Consider the following 24,965-nt stretch of genomic DNA (forward strand, 5'->3'; position numbering starts at 1 on the left):
TACCCAAGTAAAGAAATAAAGTGGGTGATTTGTTTACTAGAATTAAGTTTTACAGTTTTGTCTGATTTACGGTAGCAAGATCCCACTCAATGATTGCCCAATCCACCGAGTGGCTAGAATTTCAGGTGACTATAGGGATGGAGCGACCTATGATTGAGTAAATCAAACTTGAGGGATATCGAATGACAGCTCAACATGAATCGAAAGCTGAAAATAGACAATTAGATATGAACATAAGCAATATGCAGTCTAAGCTAGCGAAGATCATCGAGCAAAAAACGGTAGGTAATGAAGATAGTTCAACTTCAATTGAAAGTTTGTCTTTGTTTCGTAGGGAAGTGATCACGGAACCTTGCGCTTGTGCAATTGAACCAAGTGTTCTTTTTGTCGTTCAAGGAAGCAAGCAGTTGTTAGTTGGAGAGCAAATCTTCATTTATGATACACAGCATTTTTTACTCAACTCATTGGATATGCCAGCTAGTTCGCAAGTCGTCGATGCTAGCTTGGATAAACCATGTTTAGGGCTGATGTTGAAAATTGATATGCAGCTTATGGCCGATATTATTGCTCAAAATGATATGAACCCTCCTCATGATGATTCCGGCAATGGAAGCTCTGCCATAGGAACGGTGAAGGAAAATTTATTAGTTCCGCTTATTCGGTTATTAGATCTACTTGATGAGCCTGAAGCCATTAAAACACTTTCGCCACTCATTGTGAGAGAGATACATTATCGTCTTCTTACTAGTGAACTAGCAGGCCGGATTTGGCAGATTGCATTATCTGGAAATCAAGCTAACCGAATATCTAAAGCTATCGGTTGGCTTCGAGTTCATTATTCCGAACCATTAAATATTGAAGAGTTGGCTTCATACATACAAATGAGTACGACGACGTTGTATCACCATTTTCGTAAACATACCTCGATGAGTCCTTTGCAATATCAAAAATGGTTACGATTAAACGAAGCCCAACGTCTGATGCTTAACGAGAATTCAGAAGCATCAAGTGCAGCATTTCAAGTAGGCTATGAAAGTCCTTCACATTTTAGTCGTGAATATACTAGGCTTTTTGGAATATCACCTAAGCGACATATTGAGGTATTACGAAAAGGAGCAAACCAATAATTTGGTCATCATGTCATTATTCAATCTAATTTATTTTAAAGGCCATGTTCTCTCCATCGTTGCTTATTTCAAGTATAGCAACAGTTAAAGGGAACATAGCCATTAGCCGAATACAATTTCATCACCGACATGTATTGAACTCGGGCAATGTCCTATCACATGCACAGTTCCTGGTTGCTCTGGCTTGAGTTGTCCATCAAATTTAATCGTAATATGACCTAAATTGGCTAAATTTTGACTTACAGCACTCCCGACTGCCGTGACGATAAAGTCTTTGTCTGCAATAAGTAATGTGCTTTGAGTCGTGATCGTTCCGATATGCTGCCCTTGATCGTGAATAAAGCAGTAGTCTTTCACGTCTGTTGGTGCAGTTTGATTAAACAAAATGATCATGTCTTCTTCTAGCGATTCATTCGCTAACATACCTATCTCAATAATTGTTGCTTTAAAGTGGAAAGTCATCGCCCCACCTATTGGTATATGAACATAGATACAAACCATGCTAACAATACTGTTGGAGCACCTGTGATAAATCGGGAATACAACACAGAAGGTACTCCCACTTCTACGGTTTCCTGCTTCGCATCGGCAAGTCCTAAACCCACAGGAATAAAGTCGCAGGCTGCTTGTGAATTGATAGCGAACAAGGCGGGTAGTGCCAGATGAGGAGGAATTGCTCCTGTACCTATCTGCACACCGATTAGTACTCCTATGACCTGTGCAATCACAGCTCCAGGGCCTAAAAACGGAGAAAATAACGGAAATGAACAAATTAGAGCTAAAACAATCAAGCCAAGTGGATTAGAAGATAGCGGCGTGAGTAGGTGGGCAACTAAATCTCCAAGGCCTGACGCAAGAATCACCCCAATCAACATCGAAACAAATGCCATAAATGGCAAAATAGTCTTTATCACTGTGTCTATGGTATCTCGACCCGCTTGGTAAAATGTGGACATGATATTGCCCATCGACATGCCAACTTTGGCAATGATGCTACCACTTTGTTCACTTAACTTTTTATCTGTTTCGTAAGTCAGTGGATGATCTTCGTTGATTTTTCCATTTTCTGGTTCGTCTACGTTGTCGTGTTCCACGATGCTGATACAAGATTCATCTACGGAAGAAGCATAGATTCCCTCATGAATAAACTGGGCAAGAGGTCCTGATTTTCCGGTTGCATGAATATTTAGGGTATACAGATTTTTTTTGGGATATAAACCACAACGCAGAGTACCACCACAATCAATAACCACTAGGGCAATATCTTCATCTGCAATTATGTTTTTAAAGCCGTCAACTGCCTCAAGTCCTGTCAGTTGGCTAATGTAGTCGACAACTTTAGGCTTAGTCCCACCAGTGACATACAGTATTTTCTTTCCTGAGATTATTGATATATGAAGGGGCCCACCCCATCCTTGATTGCCCGCAACTACGCTTAACGTACGTTTCATGACTTGTTACCGTCTGAAAAACTAACTTGGTCAGACAATATTTTTCCTTGCTGTTTAGACACCATTGCCGTGGTAAAATCAGTTATCCAACCTCTGAAAAAATTTGAAATTAACCCGACCAATAGATAGCTCATTGCTAAAGGTGCTAAAGATAAACCAATTTGAGTCAAGCCACTTGCTACACCGAGATAGATGAACAACTCACCTGGGTTAACATGAGGAAACATACCGTTCATAGAATGGCAACTATAAGAAGCCGAAGCATAGTAAGATGGTTTATAACGTTCAGGGAGAAACTTACCTAGGCTCAGAGTCATTGGATTACAGAAAACAAATGTGCCAATCACAGGAAGAATTAAGTATCTAGAGACAGGATTACTAGCGCATTTTTCCGCCAGTTTTTCAATTCGATGCTGACCAATAAAGCGGATTAGTGAATTCATGGCAATCAGCAAACATATCAACACTGGAAGAACTCCTGTAACCATGCTTACAAGGACTTCGCCACCTTTTTCAAACAACCCTAAAAACCACTCGGCACTTAAAGTGAAATACTCCATAACGGCCACCTAAATACAGATACAACAGTCGGGCTATTTTGATACATAACGACAGGCTAAACACAATCAGTGTGTTGAAATGTGATTTCAATCATCAAAGAAAAATTTTCAAATTAAAAATTTCATACCTGATAAACAGTAATTCCTTTACTTTTCAATCCGCCTAAATGTTCTGCTGATAGCTCTGTGTCAGTGACGACGATATCAACCAGATCTAGGGGAACAACAACATTCGGGCTTCTTCGACCAAATTTTGACGAGTCTAGTACAACAATAATTTGTTTGGCAGATTTGCACATCGCTTGGCTAACTTGATAAGCTTCGTTGTAAGTCGTACAACCTTGAGTTAAATCAAAACCGTCAGCTCCAATAAAAAGTTTATCAAACGTAAAATGACTAAAGGCACTTTCCGCTAAACTTCCATGAAACGAAGCTGAACGTTTTCTGTAAGTTCCTCCAGGCATAATCACCGTATGTTCGGAGTTTAGTTCGTTCATAGCATGAACAATATCCAGACTATTTGTCATTAAAGTCAAGGACATAATTTTTTCAAACTCGGGAACCATTTGTAGTGTTGTACTACCACAATCTAGGATTATGGAGTCCCCATCTCGAACTAACTGAGCTGCTTTTTCTGCAATACGGATTTTTTTATCAAGATTTAAAGTTTTCTTTTCATCCATAGCAATTTCTTCAGAAGCGCTCGTTGTAGCACCATTGCTGGAAACTGCTTCCGCACTTCCGTAGCGTCTTGCCACAATGCCTTTCTCTTCTAAAGCTCTCAGATCACTTCTAATCGTGGCCCCAGATGTCTGGAAAATAGAGGCAAGATCGTTTACTGCTGTTTTGCCGTTCTTTTGGAGGTAAGAAACCAACTGACTTTGTCTGCTATCAATACTCATCATTATATCTACCGATTAATTTGAGGTTATTCTACACCAGATTATTATCATATTGAATGTGATTTGAAAATTCTGTTATTCAGTTTGAAAAGCAACGTACAGAGCTTCCTGAATCCCGTTACTCAACCCATTTAGAATATGTTTATCGAGTGGATATGAACTTCCAACCACTTCGGTCAATGTTTTAGGGCGTGCAAATACTGTAACCCCATTGAGTACTTTGGCATCCGTAATAATACCTTCCTCAGATTCAACTATGACAACAATTGTTCTTGCTTTCCAACGACTTTTAGTTCGTCCAATTTTTACTTTACCTTTGCTTGCCATAGATTGGATCATCCTATTAAAGGCACGGATTTGGAAAAAGCTCATCGCTATTTGTGCGACCCAGGCGACAATAGCGATGCTGATGAATAAAGAAATAGAGTCCATAGATTACCTCTAAGTAATAGTCAGAATACTTTGGTTAATGAAAACAAGGACGGATCATGAAACTAGTGATTATCACTATTTTCATAATGATAAAATTACTTTACTGACTATCAATCTTTTTATCTTTGATTTTTGCCTTTGGTGTGAACTTCATATGATTAAGGAACAGCTTTGTCCACCAAGACATAATAAGTAATAGACCAATAGCAAAAATGATATCCATAACATTCTCCTGACTACGAAAAATTAAGGGGCTTTGAAGCCCCTGTATACTTATGCTGTTTGCTTAGTTAGCCATTAAAACATCACCTGACCACCTGTAATGTTGATCGACTGACCTGTACAGTATTTAGCACCGTCACTGATATAGAATTTGAGAACATTTAAAACGTCATCATAACCACAACCAGCTTTTAGTGGAACTTTGTCAATGTAATGCTGCATGACTTCATGCTCTTCAAGACCTAATTTTTTAGCATATTGTGGGATTAAGCTTTGGAACATTGGGGATTCCAGAAGGTTTCCTAACATCAAGCTATTTACGGTAATTTTGTCATCGGCCAAGTCAAGTGCGATAGACTGAGTTAAGCCCACCCCGCCAAATTTTGCTGAACTATAACCTGCATTGTGTTTGCTACCCACTTTACCTGATTTGCTGTTAATCTGAATAATGCGTCCGCCATTACCTTGTTGAACCATATAACGAGCCGCTTCTCGAGCACACAAGAAGTAGCCATTTAAGTTTACATTCACGTTAAAATTAAAATCTTGCAATGTGAACTCGGTAATCTTCGTTGCTTTTGCTACACCTGCGCTATAAACCAAAACATCAATACTACCGAGCTGCTCTTCGATGGTTCTAAATGCATCGACCACACTCTGCTCATCGGTGGCATCAATAGTGACGCCAACCGCGATATCTTGCCCTTTTAATGTACAGATCTCATCAGCTACTTTTGTTGCATTTTGGCCGTTTAGGTCAGCAACCCCCACTTTGTATCCTGCTTCTGCAAGTCCTTTACAAAGATACTCACCAAGTGTTTGACCACCACCGACAACGACTGCTGTTTTCATAACGAATCTCCTAAAATGTGGAGGTGCTATGCACACCTCCAAAAAATCAAATAAAGCTAATAGTTGAACCAACACTCAATGAACGAGGTTGAGTACCGGCTAAATGAAGGCTACCTACGAAGTCAGCTTCGCTTGATGAATCAAATCGCAATGTAATATGTCCCAAATTACCTAAATTTTGATTAACACCATCACCGACAGCGGTTATTGGGTAAGTATTGCCATCGATAACCACCTCACCTCCAACAGAAATTTCACCTTTCAATTGATCATGAGTGTGCACAAAACAGTACTCCGCGGCATCAACTGGCACTGACTGGTTAAATAAAATCAACATGTCGTCTTCAAGTGCTTCTAACGCACACTCACCAACTTTAATGATTTCAACACTATACAAACTCATCTTCTTGTCCTTAGTTGTAAATGAACATTGATGCAAACCATGCCAACAACACTGTTGGTGCACCTGTTAAGAAACGTCCATAAAGGACAGATGGAACGCCCACACGCACCGTTTCTGGTTTCGCTTCAGCAAGGCCTAGACCTACCGGGATAAAGTCACAAGCAGCTTGAGCATTGATAGCAAATAGAGCAGGTAGAGCTAGTTGTGGTGGAATGTTACCTAAGCCGATCTGAGTACCGATCAACACACCGATGACTTGAGCAATAACAGCGCCAGGACCCAAGAATGGCGACAAGAACGGGAATGAACAAATCAGTGCCAATATGATTAAACCAACAGGATTAGTTGCAAGAGGAACTAGCACGTGAGCTATTGTGTCCCCAATACCACTTGCCAATATCACGCCAATGAGCATCGAAACGAATGCCATGAATGGAATGATGGTGGACATAACGGTATCAATCGTGTCTCGACCTGCTTGGAAAAACACTGCCATAACATTACCCATAGCCATACCGATGCGAGCTAAAAGTCCATCAGATTGTTCGGTAAGTTTTTTAGTGGTATCAATGCCCCCGGTCATCAAGGCTGCGCCGTTCGAATCGATAGAAATCTCGTTAGCTGCAATCGCTGAAGTCCGAGTTACAGCTTCAGAGGCGTCAACCACACTTACGCAATCAGCATTAACGCTAGAAACATAGTTACTTTCATTTATGTATTTCGCCATTACGCCAGATTTTCCGGTAGGCATCACATTGAGAGTAGGAACATTGTTTTTAGGGTACAGACCACAGCGCATTGAACCACCGCAGTCAATTACGGCTACCGCCATGTCCTCATAGTCACAACCGTCGGCGAATCCATCAACCGCTTCTAGGCCAGTCAACTCAACTAAACGGTCCACGAGTGCTGGTCTAGTACCGCCTACCATGTACATAATTTTTTTATTTTTGGGGAAATCAACGATCAGCTCTTTACCCCAACCGCCTTTACCTGCTTTGATTTTTAATGTTGTAGTCATGTTCTCTTCCTCATTAACCGAAATGAACTTCACGGTCCAATTGAATGCCTTGCTGCTTTTCGACCATCATGGTGGTGAAGTCAGTTACCCAACCTCTGAAGAAGTTCGAAATCATACCTACAAATAAATACGCGACAGCAAGTGGGGCTAGAGGTAAACCTAACGTCGTGATACCACTTGCAATACCTAGGTAAACAAATAGCTCACCTGGGTTTACGTGTGGAAATAAGCCATTCATCGAATGACACGAGTACGAACCTGCTGCGTAGTAGCTCGGTTTGTAACGTTCTGGCAAAAATTTACCCAATGAGAGAGTCATCGGGTTACAAAAAATGAATGTGCCGACAACGGGAAGAATCAAGTAGCGAGAGACTGGATTGCTTGCACATCTGCTCGCCAGTCTTTCTACTCGGTGTTCTCCAATAAATGCAATCAATGCATTCATTGCACAGAGTAAGGAAATGAGTAGTGGAAGAATGCCTGTCATCATACCCAGCAAAGTTTCTCCGCCTTTTTGGAATAGTCCGATAAACCATTCTGCTCCTAAAATTATGGTATCCATGTTGTTTCACCTTTTTGTTATTTGGTGGGTGCATTATGCACATTGATTTTCACAATGAAAGCGATCTAATTCACATTATGAAAATCAAATGAAAGCTACATGAAAATCATGAAATGTAAAAACGAAAGATATTTTATTTTAAAGTTATATTTATCAATGATATATGTTGATATGTTTTTTTGTTTTTATATTTAAATAAAAATTTTGGTAATTGAATTGGTTGAGTAAACCAGTTAAATTATCAAAATGAAAATTAAGTTCGACAAGTGAAATATTATGAAAGATGAACGTTGCGAAATGAAAGTTTCTCATACAACAGAAATGGTTTGCTCTACAGCACTCAGAATAATGAAAGAGGAGCTGGCACAAGCAAGTAAGCTTGTTGATGTGATTGATAGTAACTTTACTGATGTCTGCCGAGCTATATGTGAATGTAAAGGCAAAATAATTGTTTCTGGGATCGGAAAGTCAGGGCATATAGGCAAAAAAATTGCTGCCACATTTGCATCAACTGGAACTCCATCATTTTTTGTTCATTTAGCTGAAGCCTTACATGGCGATTTAGGGATGATTGAATCTGAAGATTTGATTATTTTTATTTCGAATTCAGGCGAAGCACCAGAATTCAAAATAATGGCTCCCTTACTAGCAAAAAAAGCGGTAACAACCATAGCTATAACTCAAAATCTTGATAGCGTTCTTGCCAAGCAGTGTGCATACCGTTTATCGACTGCGGTTGATAAAGAAGCCTGTCCATTAGGGTTAGCACCAAGTGCAAGCACCGTTAACACTCTGATCTTAGGGGATACACTGGCTCTTACAATCATGACAATGAAGGGGTTTAGTAAGCATGATTTTGCCCTATCTCATCCTGCTGGAGCCTTAGGTAATAAATTATTACTCACGTTAGATCAATTAATTAGCGATAAACATCAACAAGCATTTTGTAATGCCGATACAAGAATAGCGGATGCGGTAGATCTAATGTGCAACACAGGGTTTGGATTGATCGCGATATTGTCGGACAGCAAAGTTTCCGGTGTTTTTACTGATGGTGATTTACGCAGAGCTATTCATCGTTGCGATGACCTGATGTTACCCATTGGTGAGGTGATGACGTCGAGTTTCAAGTGCACATATTCAGACCAATTATGCAGTAGCACGTTGAAATACATGAATGAAAATTCAATAACAGCTTTACCTGTCATTCGACGAGAAAGTGACATCTTCTTAGGTGTCATCAATGTAAGTACCATCCACCAAGCAGGAATTTTGTAGAAATTAAAACTCCAAATACGCGCTAATACAGGTATTCCCCCAAAGCTCCTAATTACCTGTATTAGCCTTTTTATAAAATGCGATAAGAGAGGCTCATTATGTCCGTTTACCTTGATACTAGTGATATTGAACAAATTAAGACGTTATCAGATTTATTACCTATTGCAGGTGTCACGACTAATCCAACAATCGTGGCGAAGTCAGGGGTGAAAATGGTCAATTTGTTACCTCAGATTCGAGAGGCTTTAGCTAGTGATGGGCTGATTTTTGGGCAGGTAATTAGCACTAATGCAGATGAAATTGTGGATGAGGCATTAAAGCTCAATCAGATGGTTGACAATTTCATAGTGAAAATTCCGGTTAATATGCAGGGAATAAGAGCTATTAAAATGTTAAAAAGCGAAGGTGTTGCTACCTTAGGTACAGCTATATACACTTCGCAACAAGCCATTTTGGCTGCGCTAGCTGGTGCTTCTTTTGTTGCTCCTTACTTCAATCGAATCGATACACTTACAGGCAATGCTATTGAAACTGTTGAATCTATATCGCATCTACTTTGTTATCATGCTCAGACATGCAGAATCATCGGAGCTAGTTTCAAAAACACAAAACAAGTCATAGAGTGTTTAAGTGTCAGCCAATCTAGCGTGACCATACCTGTTGAGCTTGCGTATCAAATGATGGAGAACCCATGTGTAAACGATGCAATTAATAAATTCCATCAAGATTGGGTGGATTGCTATGGCTCTTTATCGCACTAGGGAAAATAGGTATCTAAAAAATGAAGTAGGGGTTTAAAACCTCTTACTTCATCTTATTGATAAATTAACTTTAAAAGTCATATGAAGTGTTAGTCTTTCAACTTTATCTGTACCATCAATACGGGATGTCAGATAAGCGGTTTTCCCATACTGGTAGTTATTTGTGAAATGCTAATTTAGCAAAGTCACTGGCACGGAATTGTCCAAAAGTGTTTTAAGTAGATGTTGAGACCATTAGGTCTCACTTCTCGGTGACATCAAATTTATCCATGAGATTTTGAATCAAATCAGGTGAAACACCTTTAGTTCCAGCGTCAATAAAACGTTCAGGGAATTGAGGTTCGATATACGCTTTGTCGTCCCCGCCGCTTACAAAGAACCAATCCGAATCAATTGCGTGCGCATGTGAAATTTTATGGTTTACTTCATTAGCGTCGCCGTATCTCACGGTGTATGAGGCGTCAGGAGCTAAGACAGACTCATTGAATCCTTGTTCGATTAAAAACGCTCGATTAAAGCGTTTCTGTATAGGGTAAAGGAGAACATCAGCTTTTTGGCTAAATTCAGTTAACAATTCAATCGCCTCTCTGTCTAAAGATATATTGTCAAAGAACTCTGGACTAAATTGACTAATACAATCGAATGTTTGTTGCACCTTTGGTGAACGTTCTCTGTAAGGGGCAGACAGCAGTAGGCTACCGACATCAAAATACAATACGCGATTTTTCATATTTTATCCCTCCCAAGATCATTACACATTCAGTGCATATTAAATAAATCCATTATGGCGACTGTGCAAGATATATCTATCCCTAATATAAAAAAGACCAGCACAGGTGTGCTGGTCAATCTCTAGTTTATAGAAGCTAATGTTCTATTACGCTTTAGCAAACAGGTAAGTGCGGTAGCCACCTAGCAGGTTACGTGCTTTGTAACCGTTGTTAACTAACTGACGGTACGCCACGTTTCCACGCAGACCCACCTGACAGTAGATCACAATCTCTTTGTCTTTTGGCAGTTCATTCATACGTTGACGTAACTGGTCTACTGGGATGTTTACTGCACCTGGTAGGTGACCATTTTTCAGCTCACCTGGGTTACGCACATCAAGCAGTAGTTGGTCTTCAGTTAGGTTATCAATCTCGTCAAAGTGAATTGCAGTTGAATCGCCTTTGATGAGGTTGTTTGCTACGAATGCCGCTTGGTTGATCACGTCTTTCGCACTGCCGAATGGTGGCGCGTAAGTAAGCTCAAGGTGCTGTAACTGCTCAACAGTCATACCTGCACGTTGAGCAACAGCCATCACGTCGATACGTTTGTCGATACCGTCTTTACCCACCGCTTGCGCACCGAAGATTTTGCCTGATTTTGGATCGAACAACATTTTGAACGAAACCACTTCTGCACCTGGGTAGTAGCTTGCGTGGCTAGCTGTGTGTACATACACTTTTTCGTACTCAACGCCTTCACGTTTTAGCTGCTTCTCGTTCTTACCAGTTGAAGCGACAGCCAAATCGAAGATCTTACAAATCGCAGTACCTTGAGTACCTTGGTAAGTTTCTTTGCGGCCTAACATGTTGTCTGCTGCCATACGGCCTTGACGGTTTGCAGGTCCTGCAAGAGGCACCAATGTTTGCTTGCCCGTTACGAAATCTTTCTCTTCGATAGCATCACCAACCGCATAGATAGATGGGTCGCTGGTTTGCATGTAATCGTTAGTATAAATACCGCCAAGTTCACCAATTTGCAAACCTGCTTCTGACGCCAATTTGATTTCAGGGCGTACACCAATTGCCATGATAAGAATATCAGTGGTAAGTGTGTCGCCATTGCTTAGCGTTAGCTCAAGTTCTCCATTCACATGTTGATGCACTGCTTGACCAGAATCCATGCTTGCTAGTGATGTTGTTGGCTTGAACTCTACCGATTTCAGAGCAGTAGATAGGCGTAAGTCGATGCCTTTTGCTTTGATCTCTGCGTGAGCAAACCCCGCCATTTCACGGTCTACTGGCGTCATCACTTGGTCAGCCATCTCTAACAGAGTGGTTTTAATTCCAAGTTGGTGGAACGCTTCCATCATTTCCAAACCGATAAAACCACCACCCACAACCGTTGCGTGGTCAACTTGGTTGGTATTAATGGTTTGGATAATCTTATCCATATCTGGAATGTTGCGCAGTGAATGCGTCAATGGGTTATCTAAACCTGGGATCGGTGGAACTACTGGACCAGCACCTGGGCTTAGAAGTAGAAAATCATAGCTTTCTGTGTATTCACTTTGGTCTAACAGATTACGAACTGTGATGGTTTTTTCTTCACGGTTAATGCGGAGGACTTCATTCATCACACGTACGTCTACATTAAAACGAGCGAGGAAACTTTCCGGCGTTTGTAGTAGAAGATTACCGCGTTCTTTGATGTCTCCACCGATGTGATATGGCAACCCGCAATTAGCGAACGAAACGAACTGTCCGCGTTCAAACATAATGATTTCGGCATCTTCACTAAGACGTCTTGCGCGAGCTGCTGCTGATGCGCCACCTGCAACACCGCCAATAATTACGATTTTGGTCATGTTAATCTCCATAAAATCAATGAGATAGATAAATTAAAAAGGAAAAGTCAAAAATGTAGTTAATTATCTATTTCACTAAAGAGACGAACGGCCCACGTTCAAACATAATAATTTGTGCATCTTCGCTTAAGCGACGAGCACGAGCCGCGGCAGAAGCGCCACCTGCAACACCACCAATGATCACGATCTTAGTCATAATTTACTCCAAGTTTTTGTTCTGGCTCGAAAGGCTAACAAAGCAATTTGTCAGCCTTGTGACGAGCAACTAACGTAAGCCTAATTTTTTCAGAAAATAAACTGCTGGACATATCCCTGTGAAGGCACTTTGAATCAGGTTGGCACCAACAAATACCGTCAACCAAACAAAGTTAGGGTGAACGAATGCAGTTAAAATTACTGAGATCAGTATCATACTGCCCGCTAATACTCTTACACCGTTTTCAATAGTCATAATATTACCCTCCGCTGGATTAATGAGGTCACTATAGAACCTTTAATTAGAAAAGTCTAATGTTAATTGAGCTAATTTTTAAATATCTAAATAAGCGTTGACTAATATTGTTTTATTAGTAAAATCTAATTCATCGATTTAAATGAGGGTAAGACAATGGAAGCTGTCAACATTAAAACAATGAAGCAAAATGCAGCGGAAGTGTCTGAAATTCTGAGAATTATGGCGCATCCTGAGCGTCTAATGGTTTTATGCCAACTGACTAAAGGTGAAGTTGGCGTGGGTGTGTTACAACAAGGCTCATCACTGAGTCAGTCTGCTTTTTCCCAACACTTAACCGTGCTACGTAAACATGGTCTAATCAAGGCTCGTAAAGAGTCACAACAAGTGTTTTATTCGCTCGCAGACAACCGTGTAACTCAATTGATTCAAAGTCTACAAATGACATTTTGTGGATAATAATTTTTAATTTAAAACTTTAATGTATAGAGGTAGTTATGGCGTTTTCCATTCCATGGGAATCTTTAGCCGGAGGCATTTTATTAGGTATTTCAGCGACATTGATGTTGCTAATGAACGGAAAAGTAGCAGGTATCAGCGGTATTTTAACTGGCTTGATGACACCAAAAACGAAGGACTTCGCATGGCGACTATTGTTTGCTCTGGGAATGATTTCAGGTGGTGTTCTGGCAGCGTTAATGCTGGGTGGTGAAGCTCCGGTTCAGTTCGAAACAAGTAGTGCGATGCTCGCAATTGCGGGCCTATTAGTTGGCGTTGGTACCCGTTTAGGTAACGGATGTACCAGCGGACATGGAATCTGTGGCATTGGGCGTTTATCTAAGCGTTCGATTGTCGCTACTTGCGTATTTATGGCAGTAGCAGCAGCAACGGTGTTTGTCCGTTTCCATGTTCTTTAATTTTAGCTTTTATAGTTAAAACATAAGCTTAAAACTCAGTGGTTTAAAAACCAGATTGGTTTAAGAACTGGGTTTATTTAAAACTAATAGGTGCATTCAAATGAATAATATGTTGTTTCGATTAACGTCTTTGTTGGCGGGTGTTTTGTTTGGTATTGGTATGATTATTTCTGGCATGGCAGATCCTGAAAAAGTGCTGGGTTTCCTTGATGTCGCTGGAAATTGGGATCCGAGTTTGATGTTTGTCATGGGTGGCGCACTGATGGTGTTTATGCCTGCTTATTTCTTACTGATTAAGCCAAAGCAAAAGCCAGTGAATGCTGAAAAATTCTGTTTAGCCACAAATAAAACAGTAGACAGCCGTTTACTTAGCGGTGCGGCGATCTTCGGCTTGGGTTGGGGTATCGCGGGTATTTGTCCGGGACCTGTGGTTTCAAGCCTCGCTTTAGGCAACTCAGGAGCGTGGGTTTTCTTCGCTAGTATGATGGTCGGCCTTGGCGCAACAAACTTATTGATCTGTATTAAGAATAATAAACAAGTTCAATCACAAACAGCTTAGCCACACTATGCTATTAGTGGTATAGAAATCGAGTGTAGGTACGACTTATAGAAATGAGTGAGTAGCTTATACAAACGAGATAGTCTTGAGCAGTATTTAGGCACTAAGGAGAGTGACTTATGAGATGGTTAACTTTTAGTATTGCTGCGGCACTCGCCAGTGCTGGTTATGCGAATGCAGAACAAGCCAGTGAACGTTACATCGTAAAGAGTGAGTCACTCGCGCAAGTTGTGCAACTTGATGGCGTGGTTCAGCCCATTAATCAAGGTACGGTAGCTTCACAAACATCGGGCCGCATTGTTGGCTTAAATGTCGACGTGAATGACTATGTGAAAAAAGGAACAGTGCTGTTGGAAATCAGTGCTGTTCAGCAATCCGCTTCTTTAGATGCTGCTCAGGCTCAGTTGGCAAGTGCGATTGCACAAGACAGAGAAGCTCAAGCGCAAGTGAAACGCTATCGTCAACTTTTCCCCAAAGGTGCGATTTCACAAGATGTGATGGATTCCGCTGAAGCAAGAGCTCGCAGTGCATCTGCAGCGGTGAAATCTGCTCAAGCAGCGGTTGCTCAGGCCAAAGAATCTCTTGGTTATACCAGTGTGACCGCACCTTATGACGGTGTTGTGACTCAAAGACATGTTGAACTGGGTGAAACCGTTGCTCCGGGAACCCCGCTTGTCAGTGGCTTCTCGATTGACAAACTTCGTGTTGAGACTGAAATACCTCAACGCTACCAACCCGCTGTGTCTGACGTTGCTCAATTTGAAGTCGTTTCACCTCAAGGTGAACGTATACTTCCGACGCAATACAGTTTGTTCAGCTACGCGGACCCGCAATCTCACACCTTTAAAATCCGTCTTAACTTACCCGAAGATATCTCGACTTTTGTTCCGGGCATGTGGGTGAAGACTGAATTCCATTACGGCAACAGAGACACGATTCTGATTCCGAACAGTTCAGTGGTTCGCAGAGCCGAGCTGAGTTCTGTATACCGAATTCAGGAGGACAGCCGAGTGCTTAATCCAGTGCGATTAGGACAAACTTATGGCGACTACACCGAAGTGTTGTCTGGCCTTGAAGAAGGCGACGTCATTTCGACAACCGCTCTTAACGCAGAAGGTAAGTAATTATGGACAAACGACTCGGCATTTCGGGTCGCATTGCCGCGGCCTTCCAAAATTCTGCTATGACACCTTTGCTCGCTTTAGTCGGGCTGTTGATGGGGCTTTTTGCGGTCATTGTGACGCCGAAAGAAGAAGAGCCTCAAATAGATGTAACATTTGCAGACGTTTATATTCCGTTCCCCGGCGCTTCTCCTGCTGAGGTTGAAAGCTTAGTAACTACGCCTGCGGAGCAAGTGATCTCTGAAATTCAGGGTATAGACAAGATCTACTCTTTCTCTCAGCCTGACGGTGCGATGATTGTTGCCATATTTGATGTTGGTGTAACGCGCAATGACGCTGTGGTTCGTATCTACAATAAACTGTATTCCAACAAGGATTGGATGCCTCAAGGTGTTGGGGTAGGTGAACCTATTATTAAACCGAAGGGCATTGAAGATGTGCCTATTGTCACCATCACTTTGGCGGATAAGAGCGGTGAGTTTGATCAGCAGCAGCTGACGCAAGTTGCCCACGGTTTAGAAACCGAACTGAAGCGCATTGATGGTACTCGCGATATTTACACTGTGGGTGGGCACAACACCATCGTCGATGTGCGTCTTGATCCGGTGAAAATGAACAGCTTTGGCATCACGCTTGATCAACTGAATCAGCATCTGCCTTCAGCGAACTCAAGTTCGACTATGCTGTCACTCACTCATGATAACCAACAATTTCCGGTTCAAGTCGGTCAGTTCCTCACTCGTGTGGAAGAAGTCAAACAACTGGTTGTTGGCTTACACAACAATACGCCCGTGTATCTGGAAGATATCGCTACCGTAAAATTTGGGGTCAACACACCAACGCAAAATGTTTGGACCAGTGATAAGCAAGGTATTTATCCTGCAGTGACGTTGGCGATTGCCAAAAAAGGTGGTGAAAACGCAGTAAATGTAGCGAACGCTATCGAGTCTCGCTTGGTTGAGTTAGAAAACCAGCTTATTCCTCAAGGCATTGATGTTGATATTACCCGTGATTACGGTAAAACCGCCGCGGATAAAAGTAACACTCTGATTGGTAAACTTGCGTTTGCGACCACTGCGGTGGTTATCTTGGTGGTACTAACCATGGGTTGGCGCGAAGCGGCAGTGGTAGGCTTAGCGATTGTGGTTACGTTGATGATCACGCTATTTGCTTCATGGGCATGGGGTTTTACGCTTAACCGAGTCTCATTGTTCGCACTGATATTCTCAATCGGTATTCTGGTCGATGATGCGATCGTGGTGGTGGAAAACATTCACCGACATATGGCAATGGGTAAGCAAAAGCTGAGCGAGTTGATCCCTCCTGCGGTTGATGAAGTTGGCGGGCCAACCATTCTCGCGACATTAACGGTTATCGCGGCACTCTTACCTATGGCATTTGTGTCTGGTTTGATGGGGCCATATATGAGCCCGATTCCAATCAATGCATCCATGGGTATGCTGATTTCATTAGCGGTGGCATTTATTGTTTCGCCATGGCTTGCTGGGCATTTCTTAAAACCCGCGGCGCATGGTCATCAAGAAGGCGGCGCAACCAACTCTATATTCCATCGCATCATGACTCCGTTTGTGACGGCGAAAAATCAGGGGCGTAATCGTTTTATGCTGCTGTTGGCTATTCTGGCCTTGATTGCGGGATCTATTCTGCTACCTGTGTTCCAAGCGGTTGTACTGAAGATGTTGCCGTTTGATAACAAATCAGAGTTTCAAGTTGTGTTGGATATGCCGGAAGGTACGTCTTTGGAGAGAACTCAGCGCGTATTATTCGAAATGGGCGCAGAACTGAACAAAGTGCCAGAGATGGAAAGTTACCAAATCTATGCAGGTACGGCTGCGCCGATTAACTTCAACGGTTTGGTTCGTCACTACTTTATGCGCAATCAGGCGAATCAGGGCGACATTCAGGTTAACCTTGCTGGACGCAAAGAGCGTGATCGAGACAGCCATGAAATCGCCAGCTCAATTCGCCCTGTATTAAAAGCGGTCGCAGATAAATTTGGCGGTAAGGTGAAAGTGGTTGAAGTACCACCGGGTCCTCCTGTTTGGTCTCCGATATTGGCGGAAGTGTATGGCCCAACGCCGGAAATTCGTAATGCAGCCGCAAGACAAGTAAGAGAAGTATTCCGTACTACTCAGGATATTGTTGATGTGGACATGTACCTGCCAGAGCTGCACCAGAAATGGCAAGTGGTGATCGACAGAAGCAAAGCGTCCCACTACCAAGTACCTTATGCTTCGATTGTTGATGCCTTGGCAACGTCGATTGGCGGAAAACCTGTGACTTATCTGCATAGTGAGCACAGTAAGTATCCGATCCCAATTCAGATTCAGGCGAGTGAAACAGCAAAAGTGCGTTTAGAACAAGTGCTGAATATGAAAGTGGGCAGCATGACGGGTAACGCTTATCCACTGTCTGATTTGGTGTCGGTTCGTCAATCGCCCATGGAAGATTACATTGTGCATAAGAACCTTGTGCCTATGGTCATGGTCGTAGGTGATATGTCGGGAAGCGTTGATAGCCCACTGTACGGCATGTTCACGGTTGGTAGTGAAATCGATAAGGCGATGACGGTGGATCAGTACTACATCAATCAGCCAGATGGTTTAAACGGCATTTCTATACTGTGGGACGGTGAGTGGACCATCACCTATGAAACCTTCCGCGATATGGGTATCGCTTACGCTGTCGGTATGATTCTGATTTACCTGTTGGTTGTAGCGCAGTTTAAGTCATATTTAGTGCCGTTGATCATCATGGCGCCAATCCCACTCACCATTATTGGTGTGATGCCGGGGCACGCCTTATTAGGCGCACAGTTCACGGCGACTTCAATGATCGGCATGATTGCTTTGGCCGGTATTATCGTGCGTAACTCGATTTTGCTGGTGGACTTTATCAACCAACAAGTAGAAGAGGGTATTGTGTTCTCTGAAGCGGTGATTCAGTCCGCAGCGGTACGTGCTAAACCCATTATGCTGACAGCACTGGCTGCGATGATAGGCGCGGTATTCATCCTCGATGACCCGATCTTTAACGGCTTGGCTATAAGTTTGATTTTCGGGATATTCGTATCGACAATTTTGACCTTGTTGGTTATCCCTGTCCTATACTACGTAGTGATGAGAAAACGCTTCGAAAAAAGTCCTGTTTAGGTATAGGGATTTGTAGTCAGTAAACTTGTCTTAATGCCTCACAATGTAAGCCAATACAGTGTGAGGCATTTTTGTATTTGTCACTTTGAGTTGAACAGTATCTGCAGCTACCAATTGAACTGAGAAACAATAGGGCAGTGATCACTTAGGTGGTAGTTGAGTACATCTTGGTCTTTATAGACCATTTGTTTGGGCGGCGTCGCGTTAAGTTTAGGGCTGATAACCATATGGTCAATCACGGAACGAAATTGATGTAGCTGTGAAGCATCATTGCGTTTGCGAACCTTGCATAAAGCCTGAGTATTGCGGGTTGCCAGTTCAGGTTTCTGTTTCAAACCCTGCGTAAACTCTTGCCACAACCAGTCGCCATTAAAGCTCAGGTTGTGATTGAAATCCCCCATAATCACATATTCCTGTCCCTGTTTTTCACGTTCTTTAATCCAACGGTTAAGTTTTTTTCCTTGTGCTAACAGAGTCTGACAGGTCTCTTTCTGAGAATAGAATTTCCCCACGCAACCCGCTTTGAGATGCAAAGAAAGCGCGTGGACAGGTGTGGCACTATCAGGGTAGAGAATGACATAAGAAGCAAATCTTAGTTTGTGATTAGTTTTGCCATACAAGTCGATATCTTTGGGATCAGAAAAAGGCACGTTATTACGAATGGCAAAGCCCGTGTATTGATTGATGTCTGAAAACTGGTGGTGAGCATATTTCGGCATCTTTCTGTCAGACAATAAGATAGTGTAATCGGGTTGGCTTACTCGCTTAAATGCGTCGATGCTATCAACTTCCTGAAAAGCAATCACATCCGCATTGAGTTTCTCAAAATAGCCTTTCAAAGCAGAAAAATCGTTATTGTTTCGCTTCCCTTCATAGACACTATGGTTTGGATTGACGGTGAGCCATTCCATATTCCAAGTGCTCATGGTTAATTTTTCAGCATGCGCAGTGAGTGGCATTCCTAAGGAAATCACACTTGCAAATAGAGCATAAAATAGGCGCATTTTATTAATCCTTGTGTCGTGTTTTTTATAGATATTTCTGCAGCGCTTAATTTATCAGGCTTCCTAAAAAATCAACAACGGATATCACAATTTTTGCGGTTTGCAGCATTTCTTACGAGTTTGAGATCTTGAGCTGTAAGTTTGAATCAATTCTGCTCGGTGGTCCAAATCCATTGATCTATATCAATACTCCAACTTGATGTCGGAGGTTAAATACGCCACAACATATAGTGTCAGTTGGATAATAAAAAGCCCTATATAGTGTGTTTGTGGATAAGTCTGTGAGTATGCTGGGGTAAGGAGAAATTTTGAAACCTATCGTGATCAAACGTGATGGCTCTAAAGCCCCGTTTAACAGGGATCGTATTCAATCTGCAGTTGAAAGTGCCGCAGATCATGTGGATAAAGAGTTGGCTATTTACGCTCTTAATGTAGCACTTGCTGTTGAACTGAAATTGAAAGATTACGAAGAAGTTCACATCGCCGAAATTCAGACGATGGTAGAGAACGAGCTAATGCAAGGTCCGTACAAAGCATTAGCTCGTTCATACATTGAGTATCGCCATGACCGCGATATTTCTCGTGAAAAGCAAAGCGCGTTGACCAGAGAAATTGAAGGCTTAATTCAAGAAAGCAACGCCGATCTTCTAAACGAAAATGCCAACAAAGATGGCAAAGTGATTCCAACACAGCGTGACCTGTTAGCAGGTATCGTTGCTAAGCACTATGCGAAAACTCGCATCCTGCCTCGTGACATCGTTCAGGCTCATGAAGAAGGTGATATTCACTATCATGACCTTGACTACGCACCATTCTTCCCGATGTTTAACTGCATGCTGATCGACTTACAGGGCATGCTAACACACGGCTTTAAAATGGGTAATGCGGAAATTGATACACCAAAATCAATTTCGACTGCGACAGCGGTAACAGCTCAAATCATCGCTCAGGTCGCGAGCCATATCTACGGTGGTACTACAATCAACCGTATCGATGAAATTCTTGCGCCTTACGTAGCTGCGAGCTATGAGAAACATTTAGAAATCGCTAAAGAGTGGGATATTCACAGCCCTGAAGAGTTCGCTAAAGCGCGCACCGAGAAAGAGTGTTATGACGCATTCCAGTCTTTGGAATACGAAGTAAACACACTTCACACGGCTAATGGTCAAACACCATTTGTGACGTTTGGTTTTGGTTTAGGTACCTGTTGGGAATCGCGTTTAATTCAGAAGTCTATTTTGAAAAACCGTATAGCGGGCTTAGGTAAAAACCGCAAAACGGCGGTGTTCCCTAAACTGGTATTCGCGATTAAAGACGGCTTGAACCACAAGAAAGCTGATCCAAACTACGATATCAAACAGCTTGCGCTGGAATGTGCATCTAAACGCATGTATCCAGACATTTTGAACTACGACAAAGTAGTTGAGGTTACGGGGTCATTTAAAACTCCAATGGGCTGTCGTAGCTTCCTGAATACATACGAAGAAAATGGTGAACTTGTTCACGAAGGTCGTAATAACCTTGGTGTAGTGAGCTTGAACCTACCTCGTATCGCTTTGAAAGCAAATGGTGATATCAAAAAGTTTCACGAGTTGTTGGATGAGAAGCTGAAATTAGCTCGTCGCGCACTTGAAACGCGAATCAGCCGTCTGGAAAAGGTGAAAGCTCGTGTTGCTCCAATTCTGTATATGGAAGGCGCATGTGGTGTTCGTCTGAAAGCCGACGATTCAATCACTGAAATCTTCAAAAATGGTCGTGCTTCAATTTCACTGGGTTACATCGGTGTACATGAAACTATCACAGCATTGTTCGGCGCTGACGATCATGTTTATGATGATGCAAAACTGCGTGAGCATGCGATTGAAATCATCCAACGTCTGCGTAACGCCGTAGACCAATGGAAAGAAGAAACAGGGTACGCATTTAGCCTGTACGGTACACCAAGCGAAAACTTATGTAGCCGCTTCTGTCGTATCGATGCAAAAGAGTTTGGTGTTATTGAGGGTGTAACTGACAAAGGTTATTACACCAACAGCTTCCACTTGGATGTGCAAAAAACAGTAAACCCATACGATAAGATCGATTTTGAGATGCCTTACCCAGAAATTTCGAGCGGTGGTTTTATCTGTTACGGTGAGTTCCCGAACATGCAGCGCAATATCGAAGCGTTAGAAAATGTCTGGGATTACAGCTACTCTCGAGTGCCTTATTACGGCACAAATACACCGATTGATGAGTGTTACGACTGTGGCTTTACTGGCGAATTTGAATGTACTAGCAAGGGCTTTGTATGTCCGAAGTGCGGCAACCATGATTCGTCTAAAGTATCCGTAACTCGTCGTGTATGCGGTTATTTGGGTAGCCCTGATGCTCGTCCGTTCAACTTCGGTAAACAAGAAGAAGTTAAACGTCGCGTTAAGCACCTTTAAACGAAATACGATTGAGCAATGAACTACCACCAATATCATCCTATTGATGTGGTCAACGGACCGGGGACACGCTGTACACTGTTTGTCTCCGGCTGTGAACACAACTGTAAAGGTTGCTACAACCAGAGCACATGGTCTTTGCGCTCTGGTCATCCCTATACTCAAGATTTAGAAGATCGCATCATTGCGGACTTGAGCGATACCCGCATACCGAAACGTGGCTTATCGTTGTCCGGTGGTGATCCACTGCATCCGCAAAATGTCTCTGCCATTCTCAATTTGGTGAAACGCGTTAAGCAAGAATGTACCGATAAAGATATCTGGCTATGGACGGGTTATCTGCTCTCGGAACTGAGCGAAGCGCAACAACAGGTACTGGAATACATTGATGTGCTGATAGATGGGAAATTTATTAAAGATCTTGCTGATCCAAGCCTAGATTGGCGAGGCAGCAGTAATCAAGTTATTCACTACCTCAAATCTTAAGCACAATTTTAATTATTAGCTCCGGTTTAGGAGCTAATAACTTGCCAAGAAACAAGTATCTTGAGCCGTTTCAGCGATAGTGTTACTTTGAAACTCATCACTTGAATTTCAAAAGGCTGTGACTTTCATGTTCTCTCATTTAACTGCTCCAACTCTTGACCCAATCATTTCACTGACGGCGGCTTTCCGCGACGATCCTCGAGCTGAAAAAGTCGATTTAGGCATTGGTGTTTATAAAAATAGCTTAGGCGAAACGCCAATCATGCAAGCCATTTTACAAGCTCAAGATATTGTAGCGAAAACACAGAAGTCAAAGTCGTACGTTGGCCTTGCAGGATGCGAAGAGTTCAACCAATGCATGGCGGACTTAGTACTAGGTGACACGCCTGTACGTGAACGACTCTCCGTAATTCAGACTCCGGGTGCCAGTGGCGCATTACGTATGCTTGCTGATCTCATGCATTTTGCTCAGCCAGAAACAACGGTTTGGTTAACAGACCCAAGTTATGTTAACCACAAACCGATCATGGAAGCCGCAGGGCTTAAAGTGAAGTTTTACAGCTACTTTAGTCAAAAGACCAAAATGGTGAACGCTGACCGCATGCTTGCTGACTTGGCGCATGCAGGGCCAAAAGATGTGGTTGTCGTCCATGGCTGCTGTCATAACCCAACGGGTGCAGACATTGATTTTTCAGCTTGGCAGGCGATAACGGAACTGGCACAGAAAAATGGTGTTATGCCTTTTGTGGATATTGCCTATCAAGGCTTTGGTGATGGTTTGCAAGAAGATGCAAAAGGCATTCGCTACATGGCAGAGCGTGTAGAAGAGATGCTGATTACGACCTCATGTTCAAAAAATTTCGGCCTGTATCGCGAACGTACTGGGGCTGCGATGGTGCTGGGAAAAAATGCCACAGAAGCAACCAATGCTAGAGGGAAACTGCTGACTTTAGCGCGCACCACCTACACTATGCCGCCTGACCACGGCGCAGCTTTAGTAAAAACAGTATTACAAAGCGATGCATTGACCATAATTTGGAAGAATGAGTTGGTTGAAATGCAACAGCGTCTGTTAAGTCTTCGTAAAAGTTTATGTAACCAGTTGAGAAATCAACACAATACTTCACAATTTGATTTCATAGAAAGTCACAAAGGTATGTTTACTATGCTAGGCTTAACAGCAGAGCAAATGTTACGACTACGCGAAGACTTCGGTATCTATGGGGTTGCCGATAGTCGTATTAACATTGCTGGTTTAACAGAAAAAGACATCCCTTATGTGGCGGATGCGATAATGAAAGTTTTATAGATATTTTTCAGTTTGAGTAGGTGAACGAATGAAACAACAGTGGAAATTTTTAATTCCTTTGATGCTAAGTGGCGGATTAATGGCTTGCTCTACAACGTCTAATGAAGGTGATGCAAAGGATCAAGCTGTTCAAGTTGAAGAACCTAAACAAGAGGTTTCTCAACCAGAAAGAGACCTCAGTAAATATGAAACCGTAACGCCAAAGGTTGAGCCTATTGCTGAACCTAAGCCGGAAGTAAGGCCTGAACAACAACCAAAGCCGGATCCCAAACCACCGGTAGTGGTTGACGCTAAGAAAACAGCCGATGGCCGTTTGATTCTTGGGGAACAAGAATGGGTTTATGTTACGGGCTTGAAAGAGAACTTTCGTGCCCGTATTGATACAGGTGCGACAACCTCTTCAGTCAGTGCTGTCGACGTTGTACCATTCGAGCGTGACGGTAAAGACTGGGTAAAATTCAAGATTGCACACGACGATGTGATGAGCAAAGAGTTTGCTTTACCTGTTGAGCGTTGGGTTGATATTCGTCAGTCAAGCGCAGAAGGCACGCAACGTCGCGCTGTGGTTATGGCGTGGATCCAAATCGGTGATTTGAAAGAATATACTGAGTTTACGCTTACAGATAGAAGTCACCTGACTTTCCCTGTGTTGCTAGGTCGCAGCTTCTTTAAAGATGTTGCGCTGGTGGATGTAAGCCGTAAGTACATTCAACCAAAACACAAATAAGCTCGAAATGGATAATCAAAAAGCCAGCGGAAGCTGGCTTTTTCTATCTTTTACATTTTCCTACCAAGGCGTTTTTCAATTTGACGCTTTTCCCATTTAGGACCAAAGAGATTAAACACCTCAAAGGCGTTTAACCCATGGTTTAAAATTCCAATACCCCAGCCTAGAGCAGGCCACCAAGCCCAGATATAGTCAGAACTGGTTAATAGGTTGATGGTGAAAAGTAGGCTAATCACCATAACGTAAGTCATCAGGTGAGAGTAAAAACCCTTGATAGCTCTGACTTGGTCGATCACCGTTTGTTCTTCTTCAGTATACTTTGTGTCATTGGTCATTTCTGGCTCCTGCTGAAGTTCTTCGATACTGGTTTCAAAGACAGCAGCTAGGGATTTTAGTGACTCCAAACCAGGCTTTTGGCCACGTTCAATTCTCTGAATAGTACGGATGCTTAAGCCACTTAGATCGGCCAACTGTTCCTGAGACCAACCATGTTTTAGTCTGAGTTTTCTAATAATCATTTAAAATTTCCTTCTACTGCTGTGAAACAGAACTTACCAACTGTGTATCCAGCATAGAACGTCATATAGACGACATAGATATGACACTTCTATAAATTCAATAAGTTAGAGAATAAGGTTTTGAA

The 24,965-nt window shown here is 42.4% G+C and carries 27 protein-coding genes and 1 pseudogene; 12 read left to right on the plus strand and 16 right to left on the minus strand.

Going from position 1 to position 24,965, the window contains the following annotated elements:
- Nucleotides 1–182: 182 nt before the first annotated feature.
- Nucleotides 183–1,127: an AraC family transcriptional regulator gene (locus ACRQQK_RS01710; protein WP_102964480.1), complete on the plus strand. Its 945-nt coding sequence runs from the start codon at nt 183–185 to the stop codon at nt 1,125–1,127.
- A gap of 102 nt (nt 1,128–1,229) precedes the next feature.
- Here ACRQQK_RS01710 and ACRQQK_RS01715 read toward each other — a convergent pair whose 3' ends face one another.
- The 10 genes from ACRQQK_RS01715 to srlA (ACRQQK_RS01760) form a co-directional block, all read right to left on the minus strand.
- Nucleotides 1,230–1,589 (minus strand): PTS glucitol/sorbitol transporter subunit IIA, encoded by a 360-nt coding sequence (locus ACRQQK_RS01715; RefSeq protein ID WP_102964481.1) that lies wholly within the window; start codon nt 1,587–1,589, stop codon nt 1,230–1,232.
- A gap of 8 nt (nt 1,590–1,597) precedes the next feature.
- Entirely contained in the window at nt 1,598–2,578 is a 981-nt protein-coding gene (srlE, locus tag ACRQQK_RS01720; protein WP_102955702.1) for a PTS glucitol/sorbitol transporter subunit IIB, read from the minus strand.
- Nucleotides 2,575–3,138, minus strand: coding sequence for a PTS glucitol/sorbitol transporter subunit IIC (srlA, locus tag ACRQQK_RS01725; protein WP_102964482.1), 564 nt, complete (start codon nt 3,136–3,138; stop codon nt 2,575–2,577). Before srlA (ACRQQK_RS01725) ends, srlE (ACRQQK_RS01720) begins: the two co-directional genes overlap by 4 nt.
- A 122-nt stretch (nt 3,139–3,260) precedes the next feature.
- Nucleotides 3,261–4,043: a glucitol operon DNA-binding transcriptional repressor SrlR gene (gene srlR, locus ACRQQK_RS01730; RefSeq protein ID WP_457509762.1), complete on the minus strand. Its 783-nt coding sequence runs from the start codon at nt 4,041–4,043 to the stop codon at nt 3,261–3,263.
- Nucleotides 4,044–4,115: 72 nt separating this feature from the next.
- Nucleotides 4,116–4,472 carry a transcriptional regulator GutM gene (locus tag ACRQQK_RS01735; RefSeq protein WP_102942981.1) on the minus strand — a complete coding sequence of 119 codons (357 nt, stop codon included), beginning with the start codon at nt 4,470–4,472 and terminating at the stop codon, nt 4,116–4,118.
- Nucleotides 4,473–4,572: 100 nt separating this feature from the next.
- Nucleotides 4,573–4,695 carry a hypothetical protein gene (locus ACRQQK_RS01740; RefSeq protein WP_281252121.1) on the minus strand — a complete coding sequence of 41 codons (123 nt, stop codon included), beginning with the start codon at nt 4,693–4,695 and terminating at the stop codon, nt 4,573–4,575.
- A gap of 74 nt (nt 4,696–4,769) precedes the next feature.
- Nucleotides 4,770–5,546 carry a sorbitol-6-phosphate dehydrogenase gene (srlD, locus tag ACRQQK_RS01745; protein ID WP_457509764.1) on the minus strand — a complete coding sequence of 259 codons (777 nt, stop codon included), beginning with the start codon at nt 5,544–5,546 and terminating at the stop codon, nt 4,770–4,772.
- A 46-nt stretch (nt 5,547–5,592) separates the two neighbouring features.
- Complete coding sequence (locus ACRQQK_RS01750; protein WP_102964484.1) at nt 5,593–5,949, minus strand: PTS glucitol/sorbitol transporter subunit IIA; 357 nt, start codon at nt 5,947–5,949, stop codon at nt 5,593–5,595.
- Nucleotides 5,950–5,959: 10 nt separating this feature from the next.
- The gene (srlE, locus tag ACRQQK_RS01755; RefSeq protein ID WP_102964485.1) at nt 5,960–6,970 is read right to left on the minus strand and encodes a PTS glucitol/sorbitol transporter subunit IIB; all 1,011 of its coding nucleotides are present in this window, start codon (nt 6,968–6,970) and stop codon (nt 5,960–5,962) included.
- A 13-nt stretch (nt 6,971–6,983) separates the two neighbouring features.
- Complete coding sequence (gene srlA, locus ACRQQK_RS01760) at nt 6,984–7,532, minus strand: PTS glucitol/sorbitol transporter subunit IIC (protein WP_020328020.1); 549 nt, start codon at nt 7,530–7,532, stop codon at nt 6,984–6,986.
- 276 nt (nt 7,533–7,808) lie between these two features.
- On the opposite strand from srlA (ACRQQK_RS01760), the gene ACRQQK_RS01765 reads away from it, so the two are divergent.
- Both ACRQQK_RS01765 and ACRQQK_RS01770 read left to right on the plus strand, forming a co-directional pair.
- Nucleotides 7,809–8,810 (plus strand): KpsF/GutQ family sugar-phosphate isomerase, encoded by a 1,002-nt coding sequence (locus tag ACRQQK_RS01765; RefSeq protein ID WP_245879116.1) that lies wholly within the window; start codon nt 7,809–7,811, stop codon nt 8,808–8,810.
- A 98-nt stretch (nt 8,811–8,908) separates the two neighbouring features.
- Nucleotides 8,909–9,571 (plus strand): transaldolase family protein, encoded by a 663-nt coding sequence (locus ACRQQK_RS01770; RefSeq protein ID WP_102964486.1) that lies wholly within the window; start codon nt 8,909–8,911, stop codon nt 9,569–9,571.
- A gap of 241 nt (nt 9,572–9,812) precedes the next feature.
- Here the strand turns inward: ACRQQK_RS01770 and ACRQQK_RS01775 are convergent, their stop codons facing one another.
- From ACRQQK_RS01775 to ACRQQK_RS01790, 4 genes and pseudogenes are all read right to left on the minus strand, one after another.
- Entirely contained in the window at nt 9,813–10,301 is a 489-nt protein-coding gene (locus ACRQQK_RS01775; RefSeq protein ID WP_457509768.1) for a hypothetical protein, read from the minus strand.
- 147 nt (nt 10,302–10,448) lie between these two features.
- Nucleotides 10,449–12,146 carry an FAD-dependent oxidoreductase gene (locus ACRQQK_RS01780; protein ID WP_457509770.1) on the minus strand — a complete coding sequence of 566 codons (1,698 nt, stop codon included), beginning with the start codon at nt 12,144–12,146 and terminating at the stop codon, nt 10,449–10,451.
- Between the two features lie 79 nt (nt 12,147–12,225).
- Nucleotides 12,226–12,342: pseudogene (locus ACRQQK_RS01785) on the minus strand (pyridine nucleotide-disulfide oxidoreductase); the annotation flags it as partial.
- A 69-nt stretch (nt 12,343–12,411) separates the two neighbouring features.
- On the minus strand, nt 12,412–12,597 hold the full coding sequence (locus tag ACRQQK_RS01790; RefSeq protein WP_102942180.1) for a YgaP family membrane protein: 186 nt from the start codon (nt 12,595–12,597) through the stop codon (nt 12,412–12,414).
- A 156-nt stretch (nt 12,598–12,753) separates the two neighbouring features.
- Between ACRQQK_RS01790 and ACRQQK_RS01795 the strand changes: the two genes are divergently transcribed.
- From ACRQQK_RS01795 to ACRQQK_RS01815, 5 genes are all read left to right on the plus strand, one after another.
- Nucleotides 12,754–13,056, plus strand: a complete 303-nt coding sequence (locus tag ACRQQK_RS01795) for an ArsR/SmtB family transcription factor (protein WP_167411469.1) — start codon at nt 12,754–12,756, stop codon at nt 13,054–13,056.
- Nucleotides 13,057–13,094: 38 nt separating this feature from the next.
- The gene (locus ACRQQK_RS01800) at nt 13,095–13,514 is read left to right on the plus strand and encodes a YeeE/YedE family protein (protein WP_102942182.1); all 420 of its coding nucleotides are present in this window, start codon (nt 13,095–13,097) and stop codon (nt 13,512–13,514) included.
- A 100-nt stretch (nt 13,515–13,614) separates the two neighbouring features.
- Nucleotides 13,615–14,073, plus strand: coding sequence for a DUF6691 family protein (locus ACRQQK_RS01805; protein WP_457509773.1), 459 nt, complete (start codon nt 13,615–13,617; stop codon nt 14,071–14,073).
- 119 nt (nt 14,074–14,192) lie between these two features.
- A complete protein-coding gene (locus tag ACRQQK_RS01810; RefSeq protein ID WP_457509775.1) occupies nt 14,193–15,197 on the plus strand; it encodes an efflux RND transporter periplasmic adaptor subunit in 1,005 nt (334 codons plus the stop codon).
- A gap of 2 nt (nt 15,198–15,199) precedes the next feature.
- Nucleotides 15,200–18,367: an efflux RND transporter permease subunit gene (locus ACRQQK_RS01815; RefSeq protein WP_457509777.1), complete on the plus strand. Its 3,168-nt coding sequence runs from the start codon at nt 15,200–15,202 to the stop codon at nt 18,365–18,367.
- A 107-nt stretch (nt 18,368–18,474) separates the two neighbouring features.
- Here ACRQQK_RS01815 and ACRQQK_RS01820 read toward each other — a convergent pair whose 3' ends face one another.
- A complete protein-coding gene (locus ACRQQK_RS01820; RefSeq protein WP_457509779.1) occupies nt 18,475–19,371 on the minus strand; it encodes an endonuclease/exonuclease/phosphatase family protein in 897 nt (298 codons plus the stop codon).
- Nucleotides 19,372–19,679: 308 nt separating this feature from the next.
- On the opposite strand from ACRQQK_RS01820, the gene nrdD reads away from it, so the two are divergent.
- The 4 genes from nrdD (at nt 19,680) to ACRQQK_RS01840 (ending at nt 24,322) form a co-directional block, all read left to right on the plus strand.
- Nucleotides 19,680–21,800 (plus strand): anaerobic ribonucleoside-triphosphate reductase, encoded by a 2,121-nt coding sequence (nrdD, locus tag ACRQQK_RS01825; RefSeq protein WP_457509781.1) that lies wholly within the window; start codon nt 19,680–19,682, stop codon nt 21,798–21,800.
- 18 nt (nt 21,801–21,818) lie between these two features.
- Complete coding sequence (gene nrdG, locus ACRQQK_RS01830; protein ID WP_457509782.1) at nt 21,819–22,286, plus strand: anaerobic ribonucleoside-triphosphate reductase-activating protein; 468 nt, start codon at nt 21,819–21,821, stop codon at nt 22,284–22,286.
- A gap of 127 nt (nt 22,287–22,413) precedes the next feature.
- Nucleotides 22,414–23,595, plus strand: coding sequence for an amino acid aminotransferase (locus ACRQQK_RS01835; protein WP_457509784.1), 1,182 nt, complete (start codon nt 22,414–22,416; stop codon nt 23,593–23,595).
- A 28-nt stretch (nt 23,596–23,623) separates the two neighbouring features.
- On the plus strand, nt 23,624–24,322 hold the full coding sequence (locus ACRQQK_RS01840; RefSeq protein WP_392477763.1) for an ATP-dependent zinc protease family protein: 699 nt from the start codon (nt 23,624–23,626) through the stop codon (nt 24,320–24,322).
- A 50-nt stretch (nt 24,323–24,372) separates the two neighbouring features.
- Here the strand turns inward: ACRQQK_RS01840 and ACRQQK_RS01845 are convergent, their stop codons facing one another.
- The gene (locus ACRQQK_RS01845) at nt 24,373–24,840 is read right to left on the minus strand and encodes a 2TM domain-containing protein (RefSeq protein WP_102954286.1); all 468 of its coding nucleotides are present in this window, start codon (nt 24,838–24,840) and stop codon (nt 24,373–24,375) included.
- Nucleotides 24,841–24,965 lie beyond the last annotated feature (125 nt).

This window comes from Vibrio sp. C8 (genome assembly GCF_054051265.1).